We start from the raw sequence: 16914 nt of genomic DNA on the forward strand, positions 1-16914 counted from the left end.
GGGTGGTGTGATGACAGAAGACCGGCCTTCATGGGATGAGTATTTTATGGACATCACCACTCTGGTGGCCCGAAGGTCAACCTGTCTGCGCAGAGCTGTGGGGGCAATCATTGTAAAGGATAAACGTGTTTTATCTACAGGGTACAACGGGGCTCCCAGCGGTGTACGACACTGTGGTGAAACAGGGTGTCTCCGGGAACAGAGACAGGTACCATCGGGAGAGCGTCATGAGCTTTGCAGGGGAATCCATGCCGAACAGAACGCCATTATCCAGGCGGCAAGACACGGAGTGTCCATTCTGGGGGCTACCTTGTACTGCACCACCCGGCCCTGTTCCATCTGCGCGCGAATGCTGATTAACGCCGGCATAGAAAAAATTTATTACCTTGAAGGATACGCGGATCCCTTAAGCGAGGAAATGCTGGCAGAAGCGGGGATTCCTCTGGAGAGAATCGGAGAGAGCCGGAATTCCTTATTCAGGGAGGCATTATGAAGTGTCCGTTTTGTGGGGAAGGGGATAACAAGGTTATTGATTCCCGTTTGAGTAAGGACGGTGCGATGATCCGCAGGCGGCGGGAGTGCCTGAGTTGTACCCGTCGTTTCACCACATATGAGCAGGTAGAAGAAATCCCCATGATGATAGTCAAAAAGGACGGTCGCAGGGAGAAATTCAGCAAGGAAAAGCTCCGGAGTGGTATTTTGCGGGCATGCGAAAAGCGGAATGTGAGCATGCACACCATAGAAAGCTTTATTGACGAGCTGGAACGTGATCTGCGAGAGTCGGGAGAAAAGGAAGTTTTTTCCCGTATTCTGGGGGAGAGGGTCATGCACAGGCTCCATGATCTGGATGCCATTGCCTATGTTCGTTTTGCTTCTGTTTACCGGGAATTCAAGGATGTCAATGATTTTGTGGAAGAACTGAAATCTCTTCTTGTCCGGGAAAAAGACGCATGATGAAGGATGTTTTTTTCATGGAAAAGGCACTGGATCTGGCGTTGAAAGGAAGCGGGCGTACCTCTCCCAATCCTTTGGTCGGTGCCGTGGTTGTCCGGGATGGTCGCATTGTGGGAGAAGGCTGGCATGCGGCTTATGGGGGGCCCCATGCTGAGGTGCATGCCCTCCGGCAAGCCGGATCGGCTGCCGCAGGGGCAACCATTTATGTGACCCTTGAGCCCTGCAACCATTTTGGGAAGACGCCACCCTGCACCCAGGCTATTCTGGACGCTGAGGTCGGGCGTGTGGTGATTGCCATGAAAGATCCCAACCCCAAAGCCGCCGGAGGCATGGACCGCCTGCGTTCAGCCGGTGTGATTGTGGATACGGGGATCTGTGAGGATCAGGCCAGAAAGCTGAATGCTCCTTTTATCAAAAAAATGGAAACGGGTTTGCCATGGGTGGTCCTGAAGTGTGCCATGACCCTTGACGGCCGCGTGGCTACCCGAAGCGGTGACTCCAAGTGGGTAACGGGTGCAGAGTCCAGGGAATGGTGCCACAGGCATCTTAGGCAGCGGCTGGATGCCATTCTTGTGGGCAGTGCTACGGTACGGGCCGATGATCCCAGCCTGACCTGCCGACTTCCCGAAGGGAGCGGTAGAGACCCCGTTCGCATTGTACTGGCATCGAAGCTGGATGTGGATACAAAAGCACGGGTGTTGTGTCAGAAAAGTGACTCGGCTACTTTTTTACTTTGTGCGGAAGGGCTCCCCGCATCCCGGAAGCAGCCCTTTCTTGAAATGGGGGTCCGGGTTCTGGAGACTCCTTCGGATAAGGATGGCAGGCTTAACTTTAAAGCTATGATGCCCCTTTTAGCGGAACAGGGGATTCAGAGTCTTCTTATTGAAGGTGGCGGTCGTGTTGCGGCATCGGCGTTGAAAAGCGGTATTGTGGATAAGGCTGTCTTCTTCTATGCTCCCAAAATTCTTGGAGGGGATGGTATCCCTGTGATGGACGGGCCTGGCCCTGAGCGTATGGACCAGTGCATGTTCCTTGCTGATATGGCGGTTTTCCCCTGTGGCGGTGATATCCGTGTGGAAGGATATCCCCTGGTTCCTTCTTTGGCATGAAGTCTGGAAAAACGGGACGGGTTTATTCAAAAGACAGATTGATTTTTCTGCAGATGGTGTCCTGCCAGTATTTTGGGTATTCAAGAATTTTGGTGCTTTGTGGGTAGGCGGCAGTTGTTATTGTGAGGAGCAGGCATGTTTACGGGAATCATTGAAGGGTTGGGTACTATCCGGGAACTTACGGCAGCCGGAGAGGGTCGACGTATGACCGTTGAGGCGGATTTTGACCTTGCGGGCACCCGTATTGGCGACAGTATTGCCGTCAACGGAGCCTGCCTGACAGCCGTTTCTCTTGCGGGCAGACGCTTTACTGTGGATGTGGCTCCGGAAACCGTAGCTCGCTCACGTTTCAAGATCGCGCGGGTGGGGGAGCGTGTGAATCTGGAAAGAGCCCTGACCCTGGCCTCCCGTCTGGATGGTCATATTGTGACGGGGCATGTGGATGGAGAAGGCCGGATTCTTTCCAGGGAAACCCGCAGCAATGCCATGATCATTACTATCGGTGTCGACCCTTTTCTGGCCCGCTATCTGATTCCCAAGGGATCCGTGGCTGTGGATGGAACCAGTCTTACGGTAAACACTTGTGAGCGGGATCGTTTCACTGTTTCCATTATTCCTCATACGGCAGGACTTTCAAGCGTTGGAACGAGGGAGACGGGTGAAAGTGTCAATATAGAAACAGATATTGTTGGTAAATATATCGAACGTTTCCTCCTTATGCCCGGAAGGGCGGAGAAAGAAAAGCCGGTATCTTCCGGGATAGACCTTTCATTTCTGGCTAAAAACGGGTTTCTGTAGAATGGGTACCCGGAATTATTACAAGGGCTTACAGCAAGCATCAAAAGGGGAGGCAAAGATTTTTACATGCCGAAGATAAGTATTGAAGAGGCCATAGCAGATATCAGGGCCGGAAAAATGGTTATCCTTGCCGATGACGAAGACAGGGAAAATGAAGGAGATCTCACCATAGCTGCAGAGAAGGTGACGCCGGAAGTCATCAATTTTATGGCTAAATACGGAAGAGGGCTCATTTGTCTTTCCTTGACGGGAGAAAAATGTGATGCTCTGGATCTTCCCATGATGGTCGGTAACAACACCTCTCCCTTCGGAACGGGTTTTACGGTGTCCATTGAAGCCAGAGAAGGTGTGACCACAGGTATTTCTGCTGCTGATCGGGCAACAACGATTCTTGCCGCCGTGAAAGAGGGGGCAAAACCCAGGGACCTTGTCAGGCCTGGTCACATTTTTCCTTTGCGTGCCAAAGACGGCGGTGTAATTGTTCGTTCCGGGCAAACCGAGGGTTCCGTTGACCTTGCCCGCCTTGCAGGTCTGAAACCTGCGGGTGTCATCTGTGAAATTATGGATGATGATGGAACCATGGCCCGCATGCCTTCTCTGGAGCGTTTTAGTGAGGAGCATGGAATTAACATCTGCACGGTGGCAGATCTCATTGCCTATCGTCTGCGAACGGAGAGTTTTGTTAAGCGTCAGGTGGAGGCCAGAATTCCTACCTCCTTTGCAGGAGAATTCCGTACGGTTGTGTATGAAAATGCCATCGATGATTTTCAGCATATTGCCTTTGTTAAAGGAGACATAGATCCTTCCCGACCGGTGTTGGTTCGGGTTCATTCGGAATGTCTCACAGGAGATATTTTTGGTTCCCTGCGTTGTGACTGCGGAGATCAGCTGCGTAAAGCCATGATGATGATGGAAGAAGAAGGTTGCGGTGTGCTGCTGTATATCCGGCAGGAAGGCCGGGGCATTGGTCTTGTCAACAAGCTGAAGGCCTACAATCTTCAGGATGAGGGGTTGGACACGGTGGAGGCCAATGTCAGGCTGGGTTTCAAGCCGGATATGCGGGACTATGGAATCGGTGCCCAGATTCTTGCGGATCTTGGAATCAGGGAGATGAAACTGATCACCAATAATCCCAAAAAAATGGTGGGTCTTGAAGGATACGGCCTCCGCATTGTGGAGCAGGTACCCATAGAGATTGAATCCAATGATGTGAATCGCTGCTACCTTGAGTGTAAGAAACTGAAAATGGGTCATCTGCTTACTCTTGAGGATAAAGAAGCGTAAGGTTTTGAATTTTCTATGAGGAGAAAAAAATGCCAAGAATTCTGGAGGCCCCTTTAAGGGCCGATGGCAAACGTTTTGCCATTGTGTGCACAAGGTTCAACGATTTTATCACGGAGCGTCTTGTGGGCGGTGCTTTGGATGCGCTGGTTCGTCATGGCGCTTCGGATGATGCCATTGACATCGTAAAGGTTCCCGGAGCTTATGAGATGCCGCTCATGGCCAAGAAGGTTGCGGCAAAGGGACGATACGATGCGGTGATTTGTCTGGGGGCTGTTATTCGTGGTGCCACTCCCCATTTTGACTATGTTGCCGGGGAAGCCGCCAAGGGTATTGCTCAGGTAATGCTGGAAACGGGGGTTCCTGTTATTTTTGGCGTGCTGACAACGGACACCATAGAGCAGGCCATTGAACGGGCCGGAACCAAAGCGGGCAACAAGGGTTTTGATGCGGCTGTGACGGCTCTTGAGATGGCAAACCTTATGGATGTGGTGGATAAAGCCTGATGGGATACCGGCGTAGGGCGAGGGAACAGGCCTTGCAGCTGCTGTTCTCAATGGATCTTCGGGGAGAATTTTCAGAGCAGGTGAAAAATATGTTCTGCCGTGTACTGATTCCTGAAGACGAAAGAATCCTTCTCTTCGAGGCCCTTGTGGAGGGGGTTCTGGAACACAGAGAAGTACTGGACCGGACCATAGAACAGTTTTCCAGTAACTGGCGGATACCCCGCATGGGTCGGGTGGACCGTAATGTACTGCGCATGGCAGTCTTTGAGATGCTGTACATGGATGATATCCCGGATAAGGTATCCATTAATGAGGCCATAGATCTGGCCAAAAAGTTCGGTACCCGTGATTCGGGAGCCTTTGTTAACGGGATTCTCGACAGTATTCGCAAGGACAGAGAAAGCAAGGGGGGAGAAGATCCGTTGCGGATTGCCGAACCCTAGCGGAGAAACTCCCCATGGCGGGCAAGGGATGATGATTCGTTCCACTGCGGTAAGAGGCAGGAGCCTTTCAAAGCCCATGGGAAACTTCTGCCCTCTGGTTCCTGAGTTTGCCCGGTAGCCGTTTTTCCCGCGTGCTTTGTTACTCCATGGCTTCTGCTGCTGTACAGTCCATTGCAGCTCCGGCAAGGGAACCGCTGAAATGAGAGTGATAAAGTGATCCTTTGTACAGGCTGTTGGCCGCTTGGCAGCTGGGCAAAGAAGCAGACATCGTGCTGATGTACATGAAAGGGAGGCAATGTATGATTATCAGATCCCTGGCTGTAGGACCCATTATGGCCAACTGTTTTATTGCTGGCTGTGAAAAAACCCGTGAGGCAGTGGTCATTGATCCCGGCGATGAAGGGGATCGTATTCTCATGGCCTTGGCCGAAGAAAAACTGACGGTGAAATATATTCTGAATACACATGGGCATTTTGACCATGTGGCGGCCAACCGCAGGCTGAAAGAGGTTACGGGTGCAGAGATCTGCATTCACCCCGATGATGCTCCCATGCTGGGTCAGCTGGCTTCCATGGCCATGAGTTTTGGCCTGCGGGCGGAGAACTCCCCTCCCTGTGATCTTCCATTGAGAGGCGGTGAGGAAATCCGGTTCGGAGAAGAGGTTCTGAAGGTCATCCATACCCCTGGTCATTCACCCGGTGGGCTTTCCTTTGCCGGTGATGGTTTTGTTTTTGTGGGCGACACCCTTTTTGCCGGTTCCATTGGCCGGACGGACTTGCCGGGCGGTAGCTACAACACCCTGATTGCGAGTATACGTGAGCGCTTGTTTCCCCTTGGCGATGCGGTGCGCGTGTATTGTGGACATGGACCGGATACTACCATAGGCAGTGAAAAACGGTTCAATCCTTTTGCTGGTGGTGTCTGAAAGATAAAAGAAAATGCCGAGTAAAAAGGACGGGGGAATTCCTCTGTCCTTTTTTTATTCGGGAGGCAGATTCCGGGATTCCAGCAGGCTTTTGTGTCGGAGAATATCATAGTACAGAAGGATTTTACGCAGATATTTGACCGGCTCGGACCCCCGGCTGTAACCATAGGTTGCATCTTTGTAGTATTTTTTCTGTTCCAGCAGGGGCAGGGTTTTTTCCATGTTGTACCAGCGGTTCGGGTCCAGATTGAACTGCCTGGCAAGATTCCGGGCGTCGAACATATGGCCCTGGCCCACGTTGTAGGCACCGAGGGCAATGTAGGTTCGATGGGGTTCTTCTGCCTGGCTGAAAAGATCGTGCAGTTTTTTCAGGTAGCGGATGCCGGCTTCAATATTCTGGGCAGGATCGTGGATGTTGGTGACACCGAGACTGCGGGCTGTCCGTGCCATGAGCTGCATGAGGCCTCTGGCATCGGCATGGCTGCGGGCCCATGGATTAAGGTGGGATTCCTGATAGGCCTGGGCAACAATAAGGCGCCAGTCGAACCCGTACTTTTCCGCATAGGTTTCGAACAGCTCCTGATAGCGAGGAAGACGGCTTTCCAGTCTGCGGTGAAAACGCATGAGATCCACGTAGTCAAAGAGGTCCAGATCCCCATAGTGGTGAGCGTAGAGGGTTTCGAAGGTGCCATCTTTTTGTATCTGATCAAAAAAAAGATTGATGGTGTACCGCAGTTTGTGGGCCTGGGGATGGACAAGCCATGCGAAAGGGGCTGGTTTTCCCAGAGAGAATGCGGGTACGGCCTGGGGGTAATAGCGCTGGTAGCGGCGGGCCATGTGTCCCGGTATGATGGTTATATCGATTTCTCTCAGGGCCACCTTGTGGAAAAGTTCTTCCCCGCATTCATTTTGCTCGATAATTTCTATGGGGAAACCGTCTTCCTGAAGATCCCACAACAGGTGGCGGGCATCGGACCCCGCAGGGATATGTACTTTCATACCCGCCATATCTGCCAGAGACCTTATGCTGAGATTGCTGCGGTGTACAATAATGGTATATTCCATATGCATATAGGGGTTCGTTGCCCGTGACAGGGCTTTTTCGGCAGCAGGTGATCCGGGAATGGCAATGGCAGCTTTGCCCTCAGCAAGGTAGGCTTCCATGCTTGCCAGATCTTCTACAATGGTAACCGTGAGGGTGAGCTCCAGCTTGTCAGCGAGGGTCTTGACCAGCTCATACTCAAAGCCCATGGGTTCTTCATTATAGAAATAGTATGTGTGCAGTGCATTGCGCGTTACAATGGGGAGTTCGCCTCTTTCCAGAATAAGGGGAAAGGGAAGCTCGGGGTCTTTCGGCAGATCGGCAAGGTGGATGGCCAGGCGTACACCGAGGCAGAGACAGCAGATGATGGTGAATTCGATGATACAGCGGGTGGTAAACAAAAACAGATGCACTGGTCTCCTTTCTCGGTTCCACCCGCAGCTTGCAGGATTGAATGGATCCTTGCTCAAAGCCCTTTTGATCAGGGGGGCCGGGACCCAATCCCGGAAAAAAGTCAGCCTGTCCGGAAAAGAGCCTTTTCTTCTCCGATTTTATACGGAAAGGGGCCACAGGGCAATGCTGACAGCTGTCAAGGCCCGCAGGGTTCTTGCACTTCACTGATGCCTCTGTTATTACCAGAAATCGCTGTGATGCAAAGACTTTTTTTGCGCCCGTCTTCAGGGCACGTGAAAAACACAAGGCCTCAGGGAGCTTTTTTTTGGAAAAGAAAGAAGAATGCAGAGTGCCGGGGATTCCCATGAAACGCAGACAGACACGCCGTCTGTATATCGCAGATCTTGCCGTGGGAGGGGGAGCACCGGTTACCGTTCAGTCCATGACCAATACTTTGACGGAAGATGTGGCAGCCACGGTGGCACAGATTGCAGCCCTTGCAGCAGCGGGATGCGAGATTGTGCGGGTGGCGGTTCCGGGGATGGAGGCGGCAGGAGCCATTGAAAAGATCAGGAGGCAGACTACCCTGCCTCTGGTGGCGGATATTCATTTTGATTATCGCCTTGCCCTTGCGGCAGCAGCTTCCGGATGTGACGGGCTTCGTATTAATCCGGGCAATATAGGGGCGGAGGTTCATGTCCGTGAAGTGGTGGCCGTAGCAAGGGACCGGGGTTTACCCATACGTATCGGAGTGAACGGTGGATCCCTTGAGAAGGATTTGATGGCCCGTTACGGGGGCGCTACTCCGGAAGCTATGGTGGAAAGTGCTCTGGGGCACGTGGCCATCCTTGAGAAGCTTGGGTTCGGGGATATCAAAATTTCCCTGAAGGCTTCGGATGTGCCGAGGACCGTGGCCGCATACCGGCTTTTGTCGAATCGCTGTGACTATCCACTGCATGTGGGAGTTACGGAGGCGGGTGGGCTTTTCCCGGGGGTTGTGAAAAGTTCCCTTGGCATTGGCATGCTGCTGGCAGAAGGAATCGGTGATACACTGCGGGTTTCATTGACCCGGGATCCTGTGGAAGAGGTTCGCGTAGGGTATGAGATTCTGAAGAGTCTTGGACTGCGCCAGCGGGGACCGGATATTGTTTCCTGTCCCACATGCGGCCGGACCCGCATTGATCTTTTTTCCATTCTGGATGCGGTGGAAAAACGTCTGCTCAGCGTGACAGCACCAATTCGGGTGGCTATTATGGGATGTGTTGTGAATGGTCCCGGTGAAGCCCGTGAAGCGGATGTGGGTATAGCAGGAGGTATGGGTAAGGGGATTCTCTTTCGAAAAGGCGAGGTTGTCCGTAAGTGTCGAGAAGATGAACTTGTGGATGTTCTGATGGCCGAGGTGGCAATCCTTGAAGAAGAATGGTGTACAACCGGAAAAATAGGATGAAATATGGGGAAGAATAAGAAGACGGCCATTACGCCGACACGCATGGAAGATTATCCCGAATGGTACCAGCAGGTGGTCAAAGCTTCGGATATGGCGGAAAATTCTCCTGTGAGGGGGTGTATGGTCATCAAACCATGGGGTTATGCCCTCTGGGAGCGTATGGTGGCGGTGCTGGATGCCATGTTCAAAGAAACCGGAGTAAAAAATGCCTATTTCCCCCTGTTTATTCCCTTGAGTTTCCTTGAAAAGGAAGCGGAGCATGTGGAAGGCTTTGCCAAAGAATGTGCGGTTGTTACCCATCATCGCCTGGAGGCCGGTCCTGATGGCCGGCTGGTACCAGCCGGCCGCCTGAATGAACCGCTGATTGTTCGTCCGACATCGGAAACCATCATTGGTGATGCTTTTTCCAAATGGGTGACCAGTTACAGGGATCTCCCTCTTCTGATTAATCAATGGGCCAATGTGGTTCGCTGGGAGATGCGTACCCGGACTTTTCTGCGCACCAGTGAATTTCTCTGGCAGGAGGGGCATACGGCCCATGCCAGCGAAGCGGAGGCTCTGGAGCGGACTCGTATCATGTTGGATATCTATGCAGACTTTGTGGAAAACTGGCTGGCGATGCCTGTGATCCGGGGAGTGAAGACTCCTTCGGAGCGTTTCCCCGGTGCTGTGGAAACATTCTGCATCGAGGCCATGATGCAGGACAGAAAAGCCCTGCAGGCTGGAACATCTCATTTTCTCGGGCAGAATTTTGCCAAGGCCTCGGATATTCGTTTTCAGGGTGCGGACGGTGCGGATACCCACGCATGGACCACCTCGTGGGGAGCTTCTACCCGCATGATCGGTGGTATGATCATGACCCATGGTGATGATGATGGTGTCATCATGCCTCCGAAGGTGGCACCGGCCCATGTGGTACTGCTGCCAGTTTTCCCCAAAGATGCGGATCCTGATGCCATTTTGGCCTATACCCGTGAAACGGGGGATCGTCTGCGCAGGGAGAGTTATGGCAACAGGCCCCTTTCCGTGGAAATTGATAGCCGGGATATGGCGGGCCGTAACTGGGAATGGATCAAAAAAGGTGTCCCTATCCGTCTGGAAATGGGGCCAAGGGACATGGCGGAAGATGGGGTGTTTCTGTTTCGAAGGGATACGGGAGAGCGTTTTTCCGTGAAACGGGAGAACCTTGGACAGGTGATAAGGGACACTCTGGATGCCATTCAGAGCAATCTGTATGAGCGTGCGCTGGCTTTCCGGAATGCTCATACGGTTTTGCTGGATGATAAAGAGTCTTTTTATGACTGGTTTACATCGAAGAGCACGGACAAACCGGAAATTCATGGCGGCTTTGCCATGGCACACTGGTGTGGCCGTGCGGATTGTGAAGCCGGAATCAAACAGGATCTTTCCGTGACTATCCGTTGTGTTCCTCTGAACGCTATGGAAGAGGATGGAAAATGTATTTTTTGTGGAGAACGGAGCCTGCGGCGGGTGGTTTTTGCCAAGGCCTATTAAAATGGGGTCAGGTCGGAAGAACGCATGTGCCCCCTTTTACAGGGCGGCAGGACAGGGTACAGAAAGAGGCGGGGCTCCATGATTCGCATTAATGATATCATTGACAGGATTCTCGAATATGATCCTGAGGCGGATATTGACCTTGTGGAAAGGGCGTATATTTATTCCGCCCGGGTTCATGACGGGCAGGTTCGTCTTTCGGGAGAACCCTACCTGACCCATCCTCTGGAGGTAACGGGTATCCTTGCAGACTTGAGGCTGGATACGATCAGTGTGGCGGCGGGTCTTCTCCACGATGTTGTGGAAGATACCCATGCCACCGAAGAAGAAATCCGTCAGATGTTCGGTGCGGAGGTGGGGCATATTGTGGCGGGTGTTACCAAAATCAGCAAGCTTCCTTTTCAGACATCCGAACACAGGCAGGCGGAAAGTATCCGGAAGATGATTCTTGCCATGGCGGATGATATCCGCGTGATCCTGATTAAGCTGGCTGACCGCCTGCATAATATGCGTACCCTGTATTTCCATAAGAAAAAAGAAAAGGTTATGAAAATATCCCAGGAAACCTGGGATATTTATTCACCCATTGCAGCCCGTCTGGGGATGTATCAGCTAAAAAATGAATTAGATGACCTGGCGTTCCGCCATCTGAAGCCCGAAGCCTATGCGGAGATCGAGGCAGGCATTGCCAAGGACCGTGAGGAAAGGGAAAATTATGTCAGGGAGGTGCAGAGCCTGATCCAGACCCGGATGGATGAATCGGGGCTTCCTGCGGACGTAACGGGCCGGTATAAACAGATCCCCAGTATTTACCAGAAGATGGTGCAGCAGAAGCTGAGTCTCTCTGAGATTTATGACCTGACGGCATTCAGAATCATCCTGAAAACCGTTCCCCAGTGTTATGAGGCGCTGGGCGTTATTCATTCTCTTTGGCGTCCACTGCCTAAAAAGTTTAAAGATTATATCGGTATGCCCAAGCCCAATATGTATCAGAGCCTGCATACCACAGTAATTGGTCCCTATGGTGAGCGGATTGAGGTACAGATCCGCACCTGGGACATGGACAGGGTTGCTAAAAGCGGCATTGCCGCCCACTGGAGCTACAAAGAGGGAAAAAGTGCAGATCCTAATATTGCCAGGGCTTTTGCGTGGATCCAGAATCTCGTGGAGAATCAGGAAGATTACCGGGACCCCCATGAATTTATGGAGAATGTCCGAATTGATCTCTTTCCCGATGAGGTGTATGTGTTCACCCCCCGTGGCGAGGTGAAAAACCTCCCCAAGGGAGCGACTCCTGTGGATTTTGCCTATATGATCCATACGGAAGTTGGGGAGCAGTGCGCCGGTGCCAAGATCAATGGCCGCATGGTGCCGCTCAGCCATGAAATGCGTAACGGCGACATTGTGGAGATCATTACTGCCAAAGACCATACTCCCAGCAAGGACTGGTTGAATTTTGTCAAGACGGTGCGTGCCAAAAACCGTATCCGGCTGTGGGTGAAAAGTCAGGAAAAGGAACGCTCCCTTTCTTTGGGTCGTGAGCTTTGTGAAAAAACATTTCGTAAGCGCAAGCTGAACTTCAGTTCTTTGGTCAATACGGACGCCATGCTGGAAGTTGCACAGTTTTTTAATTTTAAAACAGTGGAAGATCTTCTCGCCAATGTAGGGTATGGCAAGGTAACACCCCTTCAGGTGCTGCGCAGGTATGCGCCGTCAACGGAACCAGAGAGTAAGGGGCCCTCTTTTATTCAAAAGCTGATCAGCGGCAGAAATCGCCGTAAGCCGAGAGGTGAAGGGGTTGTGGTCAAGGGGTTGGACGATATATTGATACGCTTTGGAAAGTGCTGCCAGCCTGTACCCGGAGATGCGATTATTGGTTACATTACCCAGGGGCAGGGGGTCAGTGTCCATCATAAAAACTGTCCCAGTGTAAACAGACTCAATCCGGACCGATATGTGGACGTGGACTGGGCGGGGGATAATTCAGAATATTACCCGGTAAAAATACAGATTCATTCCCATGACAGGCTTGGGCTGCTGGCGGATATGGCTTCGGCCATTACGAGGACTGGTGCCAATATTCTCAACGCCCATACGGAGACCGGAGAAGATATGGAGGTTTCCACATTCTTTACGGTGGGGGTTACGGGAAGAGAGCTTTTGGATAAGGTCCTTTCCGCTTTACGCCAGACCAGGGATGTGGTGGATGTGCGAAGGCTGGACATGTAACCGGCAGGAGGGGCTGTCTTCTGGTGTTTTTATGCCCCTTGAAGAGAACGCCACTGTCATGCACAGGTAAGGTACAGCGGCGTTCTTAGGGGGCCGTGTTGAGATAAAAAGGGGCTCCGGGTTGTTTCCCAGGCCCCTTGATTTTTATAAGATTGTTAATCCGGCAAGTCAGATTTTTACCCCTTTTTGGCTACACGACCTGATTTGATGCACTGTGTGCAGACCTTAATGCGTTTGAGGGAACCATTCTGTACGGCGCGCACACTCTGAAGGTTGGGGTTGAAACGACGTTTGTTGACATTGTGGGCATGGCTGATGTTGTTGCCGACCATGGGTTTTTTGCCACAAATAGCACATTCTCTGGACATGATGAATTCTCCCTGCTGATGAAAAATGCAAACACCCTGCGGCCTCTCAAAGGGGGCGTCCATGGCGGGGTGCTTGAAAAGTTTGCTGAGTGCGGTTCTGAACGTAACCCTACGATAACTCCAGATACCCTACCAAAACCATAACCCAATACACTAAAGAAAGATGGAAGTAAAGATGTATGACAAAGAATTCCTGTTGGCCTATTCCTTATCACTGTCTTCAATGAGGCGGTTGATCCTTTTGAGCAGAATTTCTGCTTCTTCAGCCTGAGGCGTATCGGGATAGGCCCTCAAAAGGGTTTCAACCCGGTTTTTGGCCGATACAAAGGCTTTGGTCCTGAAATAATAGTTCGCTACATACAGTTCCGCTCCCGCAAGACTTTCACGGCATGCCGCGGTTTTGTCTGCAGCCTGTTCCGCATAGGCAGAGCCGTGGTAATCCTCCTGAAGCCGGAGGAAAACGTAAAGGGCATTCCGGGCCGCTGTCTGATCCCTGTCAACGGAGTCTATGCGTTCAAAGTGACACATACCCAGCTGAAACACCGCTCTGGGTGTTTCCGGATGGGTGGGGTGCAGACGCTCAAATTCTGTGTAAACCACGGCGGCTTCGGCATACTCTTTCAGGGCAAAATGGGAGTCTGCAATCCGCAGGGTGGCTTCTGTGGCGTGCTCGCTGAAAGGATACCAGTCCCGCAGGCGTTGAAAGCTTTCAAGGGATTTCCGGTATTTCTCATTTGTAAAGGCTTCCCTGCCTTCGCTGAGAAGTTCCGGAGCAGTTTTTTCGGGTTGTTTACCCAGAAGACCGCATCCTGTCATGAGGGAACAGAGTGCAATAAGAAAAAGGATGGAAAGGGCTTTTGATTTCATGGGTCCCTGAAAAAAAACGTTGTGGGGTGCCTGTTGCAACAGGATTACCGGGCAGGAGGACTATCCCGTTCTGCCCGGAAACGTACAAAGGCCGCCCTGGCAAACAGGGCGGCTGGTTTTCCGGTTGCTACATGGTGAGGTAGTGTTCCGCAGCTACGGCAGCTATGGCCGCATCACCTACGGCGGTGGCTACCTGTCTGAGCGGAGTGTTACGGGCATCTCCGCATGCAAAGACTCCTGGAACAGATGTTTCCATTCGTTCATTCACGATGATGAAGCCGTGTTCATCCAGAGCCAGCGTGTCTTTGATAAACGCGGTATGGGGTGTGATGCCAATCCAGATAAAACATCCATCCGCAGCCAGATCCTTTGTCTCGTTGGTTTTGACATTTCGTACTTTTACAGCGGCCAGACCCTGTTCCCCGCCAAGGATGGCTTCCGGTACTGAATCCCAGACCATGGTGATTTTCGGGTTGGAAAGGGCTCTTTCCTGAAGAATCCGTGTGGCACGGAGCTGGTCTCTTCTGTGAACCAGAAAAACTCTGTCTACAAAACGGGTAAGATAGAGAGATTCCTGCACGGCGGTGTCACCGCCTCCGATGGCCACAACGGTTTTGTCCCGGAAGAAGGGGGCGTCACATGTGGCGCAGAAGGAGACCCCTCTGCCATAAAAAGCATCTTCTCCGGGGATTCCAAGCTTTCTGGCAAAGGCTCCTGTGGCGATGATCAGGGTTTTTGCGTAAAGGCTTTTGTCGGTCAGCACCACCTCTTTCATGTCACCTGCAGGACGGATGCTCACCACCTCTTCATAGGCGGTTTCAAGGCCAAAGGCCTCCGCCTGGCGGGAGAAGCGCTCTGCCAGTTCCGCACCGGCAATACCCTCCGGGAAACCGGGGTAGTTTTCTACCCAGTCCGTGATCATGATTTGACCACCGGGCATCATTTTTTCAATGAGCAGGGTTTTCATACGTGCCCTGCATGCGTAAATACCGGCTGTCAGTCCTGCAGGACCACCGCCGATGATGATGAGATCGTATGGGGTTGCATCCATGGATTGTTTATCCGATCATCTGATTCAGAAGCTCTTCAATTTTAGGCTTGGCCATCATGCCTGTGACCTGCTCAACCATATTGCCGTCTTTGAAGAAAATCAGTGTAGGAATGGCTTTCACACCAAATTTTCCGGGAGTAATGGGGTTGTCATCCACATTACATTTGGCAATTTTGGCTTTGCCTTCGAATTTTTTGGCAAGATCTTCAATGATGGGTGTCATGGCTCTGCATGGACCACACCAGGGAGCCCAGAAATCGATGAGGACAGGTTTGTCCGATTGAATCACTTCTTTTTCAAAATCCGCATCGCCAATTTCAAGAACACCTTCCGCCATGGGGATGTATCCTTTCCTGATTAGAGTAAGGTTAAAGGGGTGTGCCGGAGACCAGAGTCAGGGCCGTTTATCCATTCATGCGTACTATAGGGGTCAGCTCGGGCCTTGTCAATGTGCCTGGTGGCTGCTTCCGTCTGGAGGCGGCCTTCTGGTTTCAAAGAGCGGAATTCATTCCTCTCGGTTACATAAAAAAATGGCAACCCGGCAGAAGGCAGGGCGCATGGCTGTCAGAGGCCTGGCAGGTTTCTGCTCCATTCGCAGGCTTCCAGATACATGCCCGGCACTTGGGTTTCCGGCAAACTCACATCGGAGAGGGCTGCAGGCACCATGGCCCAGTCGCCTTTCTCATAGGCTATGGCCAGATTCAGAAAGGGAGCCAGCGGTCCTTCCCGGTAAAGAAGGGCTCTGGCAATGTCTCGTGAAAGGGATAACTGGGCGATGATGGTTTCCATGGATTCATCGAGAATGGCATCAAGAAGGGAGAACATGCCAAGGGTAAAAAGGCTGTTGGCCAGCCCCGGCTGTTGGGTTGCTGCTCCCATTCGTTCACAGAATTTTCCACGGATGCAGGAGGCCTTGAGGAGAGCCTCCGGCTTGCCGGTGCTTACCTTGGTAAAGGTGATAATGGTTATGAATCGGCGGATTTCATCGGTACCCAGCAGCACAAGCGCCTGCCGTATGGATGTTATTTCACGGATGCGCTTAAAAAAAGCAGAATTGATATATCGCAGCAGGGTATAGGCAATGCCCACATCTCTGTGGATCAATGCTTCCATACGGTCAAAATCCATATCGGGGTTAGCGGCTTCTGCGCTGATCTGAAGAAGGTTGAGGGTTTGTCCCTCAATTTTTCTGCCACGGATGATTTCCGGCCTGCAGAAAAAATATCCCTGAAAAAGGGAAAAGCCCATGGCAAGGGCTTTGCTGAATTCTTCATGGGTTTCTACTTTTTCAGCTAGAAAAAGAATGGGTTTTGCGGTTTTTACCGCCATGATTTCACGGATTTTATCTTCGGAGCTTGTTGGAAAGTCAAGTTTGATGATGCGGGCAAGCTGCATCATATCTGCCCATTCCGGAGCATGAACAAAGTCGTCCAGAGCAAGAACGTAGCCCTTATCCGCCATTTCCCGACAGGCGCTGATGATCTGTTCCGATGGTTTTACCGTTTCAAGAACTTCAATAACCGTGCTCTGGCTGGGCAGCATGAGGGGGATTTTCTGCAGCAGGAGATTTTCCGTGAAGTTGATAAAGGCTTTTTTCCCTTCTGTGAGGGTGTCCATGCCGATATCAAGAAAACTGTTGGCCAGCAGCTGTGTAGAGGCGATATCACCGTCCATCTCTGGCATGGCGTTGTTCATTCCATTACGGAAAAGCAGTTCAAAGGCTACAATCTGCTTTTTCTGATTGAAAATGGGTTGTCTGGCCACAAAGGTTTCCATGGGCTGCCCCTTCGGTATTTTACTGAAAACCGCCTTGAATCCGGTGGCTTTGCAGGGTATAGGTTCTCAGAATTCGTATTGATTGCATGTGGGAAACCGTTGGGTCTGCCCGGTTGCTGGAGAATAGTCTGAGCCGTTTTGGGTTTTCTGTCTGGTTTGGGCTCTGTGGGAGGTAAACTCTGTCTCCTTGCCGGAGATGGATCTGAAAT

Annotated in this window: 17 protein-coding genes; 11 read left to right on the forward strand and 6 right to left on the reverse strand. The window is 51.8% G+C overall.

The window, feature by feature from the left end; translation table 11 throughout:
* The first annotated feature begins 10 nt into the window (after nt 1-10).
* The 8 genes from OOT00_RS04380 to OOT00_RS04415 all read left to right on the forward strand — a co-directional run bounded on the left by OOT00_RS04380 (nt 11) and on the right by OOT00_RS04415 (nt 6017).
* Nucleotides 11-493, forward strand: a complete 483-nt coding sequence (locus tag OOT00_RS04380; RefSeq protein ID WP_265424077.1) for a deoxycytidylate deaminase — start codon at nt 11-13, stop codon at nt 491-493.
* Complete coding sequence (gene nrdR / locus OOT00_RS04385) at nt 490-954, forward strand: transcriptional regulator NrdR (RefSeq protein ID WP_265424078.1); 465 nt, start codon at nt 490-492, stop codon at nt 952-954. Before OOT00_RS04380 ends, nrdR begins: the two co-directional genes overlap by 4 nt.
* Nucleotides 951-2063: a bifunctional diaminohydroxyphosphoribosylaminopyrimidine deaminase/5-amino-6-(5-phosphoribosylamino)uracil reductase RibD gene (ribD, locus tag OOT00_RS04390; protein ID WP_265424079.1), complete on the forward strand. Its 1113-nt coding sequence runs from the start codon at nt 951-953 to the stop codon at nt 2061-2063. The genes nrdR and ribD overlap by 4 nt, the downstream gene beginning before the upstream one ends.
* Nucleotides 2064-2198: 135 nt before the next feature.
* A complete protein-coding gene (locus OOT00_RS04395) occupies nt 2199-2861 on the forward strand; it encodes a riboflavin synthase (protein WP_265424080.1) in 663 nt (220 codons plus the stop codon).
* A 66-nt stretch (nt 2862-2927) separates the two neighbouring features.
* The gene (locus OOT00_RS04400) at nt 2928-4145 is read left to right on the forward strand and encodes a bifunctional 3,4-dihydroxy-2-butanone-4-phosphate synthase/GTP cyclohydrolase II (RefSeq protein ID WP_265424081.1); all 1218 of its coding nucleotides are present in this window, start codon (nt 2928-2930) and stop codon (nt 4143-4145) included.
* 29 nt (nt 4146-4174) lie between these two features.
* Nucleotides 4175-4648 carry a 6,7-dimethyl-8-ribityllumazine synthase gene (ribH, locus tag OOT00_RS04405; protein ID WP_265424082.1) on the forward strand — a complete coding sequence of 158 codons (474 nt, stop codon included), beginning with the start codon at nt 4175-4177 and terminating at the stop codon, nt 4646-4648.
* A complete protein-coding gene (gene nusB, locus OOT00_RS04410; protein WP_265424083.1) occupies nt 4648-5091 on the forward strand; it encodes a transcription antitermination factor NusB in 444 nt (147 codons plus the stop codon). The genes ribH and nusB overlap by 1 nt, the downstream gene beginning before the upstream one ends.
* A 299-nt stretch (nt 5092-5390) precedes the next feature.
* Nucleotides 5391-6017, forward strand: coding sequence for an MBL fold metallo-hydrolase (locus OOT00_RS04415; protein ID WP_265424084.1), 627 nt, complete (start codon nt 5391-5393; stop codon nt 6015-6017).
* A 54-nt stretch (nt 6018-6071) separates the two neighbouring features.
* Here the strand turns inward: OOT00_RS04415 and mltF are convergent, their stop codons facing one another.
* Complete coding sequence (gene mltF, locus OOT00_RS04420; RefSeq protein ID WP_265424085.1) at nt 6072-7472, reverse strand: membrane-bound lytic murein transglycosylase MltF; 1401 nt, start codon at nt 7470-7472, stop codon at nt 6072-6074.
* 305 nt (nt 7473-7777) lie between these two features.
* Here mltF and ispG point away from each other — a divergent pair, with 305 nt between their 5' ends.
* From ispG to OOT00_RS04435, 3 genes are all read left to right on the forward strand, one after another.
* Entirely contained in the window at nt 7778-8899 is a 1122-nt protein-coding gene (ispG, locus tag OOT00_RS04425; RefSeq protein ID WP_368407574.1) for a flavodoxin-dependent (E)-4-hydroxy-3-methylbut-2-enyl-diphosphate synthase, read from the forward strand.
* Between the two features lie 3 nt (nt 8900-8902).
* Complete coding sequence (gene proS / locus OOT00_RS04430; protein WP_265424086.1) at nt 8903-10414, forward strand: proline--tRNA ligase; 1512 nt, start codon at nt 8903-8905, stop codon at nt 10412-10414.
* Between the two features lie 78 nt (nt 10415-10492).
* Nucleotides 10493-12643, forward strand: a complete 2151-nt coding sequence (locus OOT00_RS04435; RefSeq protein ID WP_265424087.1) for a RelA/SpoT family protein — start codon at nt 10493-10495, stop codon at nt 12641-12643.
* A gap of 176 nt (nt 12644-12819) precedes the next feature.
* Here the strand turns inward: OOT00_RS04435 and rpmB are convergent, their stop codons facing one another.
* The 5 genes from rpmB to OOT00_RS04460 all read right to left on the reverse strand — a co-directional run bounded on the left by rpmB (nt 12820) and on the right by OOT00_RS04460 (nt 16705).
* Entirely contained in the window at nt 12820-13011 is a 192-nt protein-coding gene (gene rpmB, locus OOT00_RS04440) for a 50S ribosomal protein L28 (protein ID WP_265424089.1), read from the reverse strand.
* A gap of 201 nt (nt 13012-13212) precedes the next feature.
* Nucleotides 13213-13878 (reverse strand): outer membrane protein assembly factor BamD, encoded by a 666-nt coding sequence (locus OOT00_RS04445; protein ID WP_265424090.1) that lies wholly within the window; start codon nt 13876-13878, stop codon nt 13213-13215.
* 127 nt (nt 13879-14005) lie between these two features.
* Nucleotides 14006-14929, reverse strand: a complete 924-nt coding sequence (gene trxB, locus OOT00_RS04450; RefSeq protein WP_265424091.1) for a thioredoxin-disulfide reductase — start codon at nt 14927-14929, stop codon at nt 14006-14008.
* Between the two features lie 7 nt (nt 14930-14936).
* Nucleotides 14937-15266: a thioredoxin gene (gene trxA / locus OOT00_RS04455; protein WP_265424092.1), complete on the reverse strand. Its 330-nt coding sequence runs from the start codon at nt 15264-15266 to the stop codon at nt 14937-14939.
* A gap of 227 nt (nt 15267-15493) precedes the next feature.
* Complete coding sequence (locus OOT00_RS04460) at nt 15494-16705, reverse strand: EAL and HDOD domain-containing protein (protein WP_265424093.1); 1212 nt, start codon at nt 16703-16705, stop codon at nt 15494-15496.
* Between the last annotated feature and the right edge of the window lie 209 nt (nt 16706-16914).

The organism is Desulfobotulus pelophilus, assembly GCF_026155325.1.
GTDB lineage: Bacteria > Desulfobacterota > Desulfobacteria > Desulfobacterales > ASO4-4 > Desulfobotulus > Desulfobotulus pelophilus.

What these genes read in the sequence shown, in the direction of transcription:
- nrdR (WP_265424078.1), top strand. Translation starts at nt 490, where the DNA reads ATGAAGTGTCCGTTTTGTGGGGAAGGGGATAACAAGGTTATTGATTCC.
- OOT00_RS04400 (WP_265424081.1), top strand. Translation starts at nt 2,928, where the DNA reads ATGCCGAAGATAAGTATTGAAGAGGCCATAGCAGATATCAGGGCCGGA.
- OOT00_RS04395 (WP_265424080.1), top strand. Translation starts at nt 2,199, where the DNA reads ATGTTTACGGGAATCATTGAAGGGTTGGGTACTATCCGGGAACTTACG.
- OOT00_RS04445 (WP_265424090.1), bottom strand. Translation starts at nt 13,878, where the DNA reads ATGAAATCAAAAGCCCTTTCCATCCTTTTTCTTATTGCACTCTGTTCC.
- OOT00_RS04415 (WP_265424084.1), top strand. Translation starts at nt 5,391, where the DNA reads ATGATTATCAGATCCCTGGCTGTAGGACCCATTATGGCCAACTGTTTT.
- OOT00_RS04435 (WP_265424087.1), top strand. Translation starts at nt 10,493, where the DNA reads ATGATTCGCATTAATGATATCATTGACAGGATTCTCGAATATGATCCT.
- trxB (WP_265424091.1), bottom strand. Translation starts at nt 14,929, where the DNA reads ATGGATGCAACCCCATACGATCTCATCATCATCGGCGGTGGTCCTGCA.
- nusB (WP_265424083.1), top strand. Translation starts at nt 4,648, where the DNA reads ATGGGATACCGGCGTAGGGCGAGGGAACAGGCCTTGCAGCTGCTGTTC.
- OOT00_RS04460 (WP_265424093.1), bottom strand. Translation starts at nt 16,705, where the DNA reads ATGGAAACCTTTGTGGCCAGACAACCCATTTTCAATCAGAAAAAGCAG.
- ribH (WP_265424082.1), top strand. Translation starts at nt 4,175, where the DNA reads ATGCCAAGAATTCTGGAGGCCCCTTTAAGGGCCGATGGCAAACGTTTT.
- rpmB (WP_265424089.1), bottom strand. Translation starts at nt 13,011, where the DNA reads ATGTCCAGAGAATGTGCTATTTGTGGCAAAAAACCCATGGTCGGCAAC.
- OOT00_RS04380 (WP_265424077.1), top strand. Translation starts at nt 11, where the DNA reads ATGACAGAAGACCGGCCTTCATGGGATGAGTATTTTATGGACATCACC.
- trxA (WP_265424092.1), bottom strand. Translation starts at nt 15,266, where the DNA reads ATGGCGGAAGGTGTTCTTGAAATTGGCGATGCGGATTTTGAAAAAGAA.
- ribD (WP_265424079.1), top strand. Translation starts at nt 951, where the DNA reads ATGATGAAGGATGTTTTTTTCATGGAAAAGGCACTGGATCTGGCGTTG.
- proS (WP_265424086.1), top strand. Translation starts at nt 8,903, where the DNA reads ATGGGGAAGAATAAGAAGACGGCCATTACGCCGACACGCATGGAAGAT.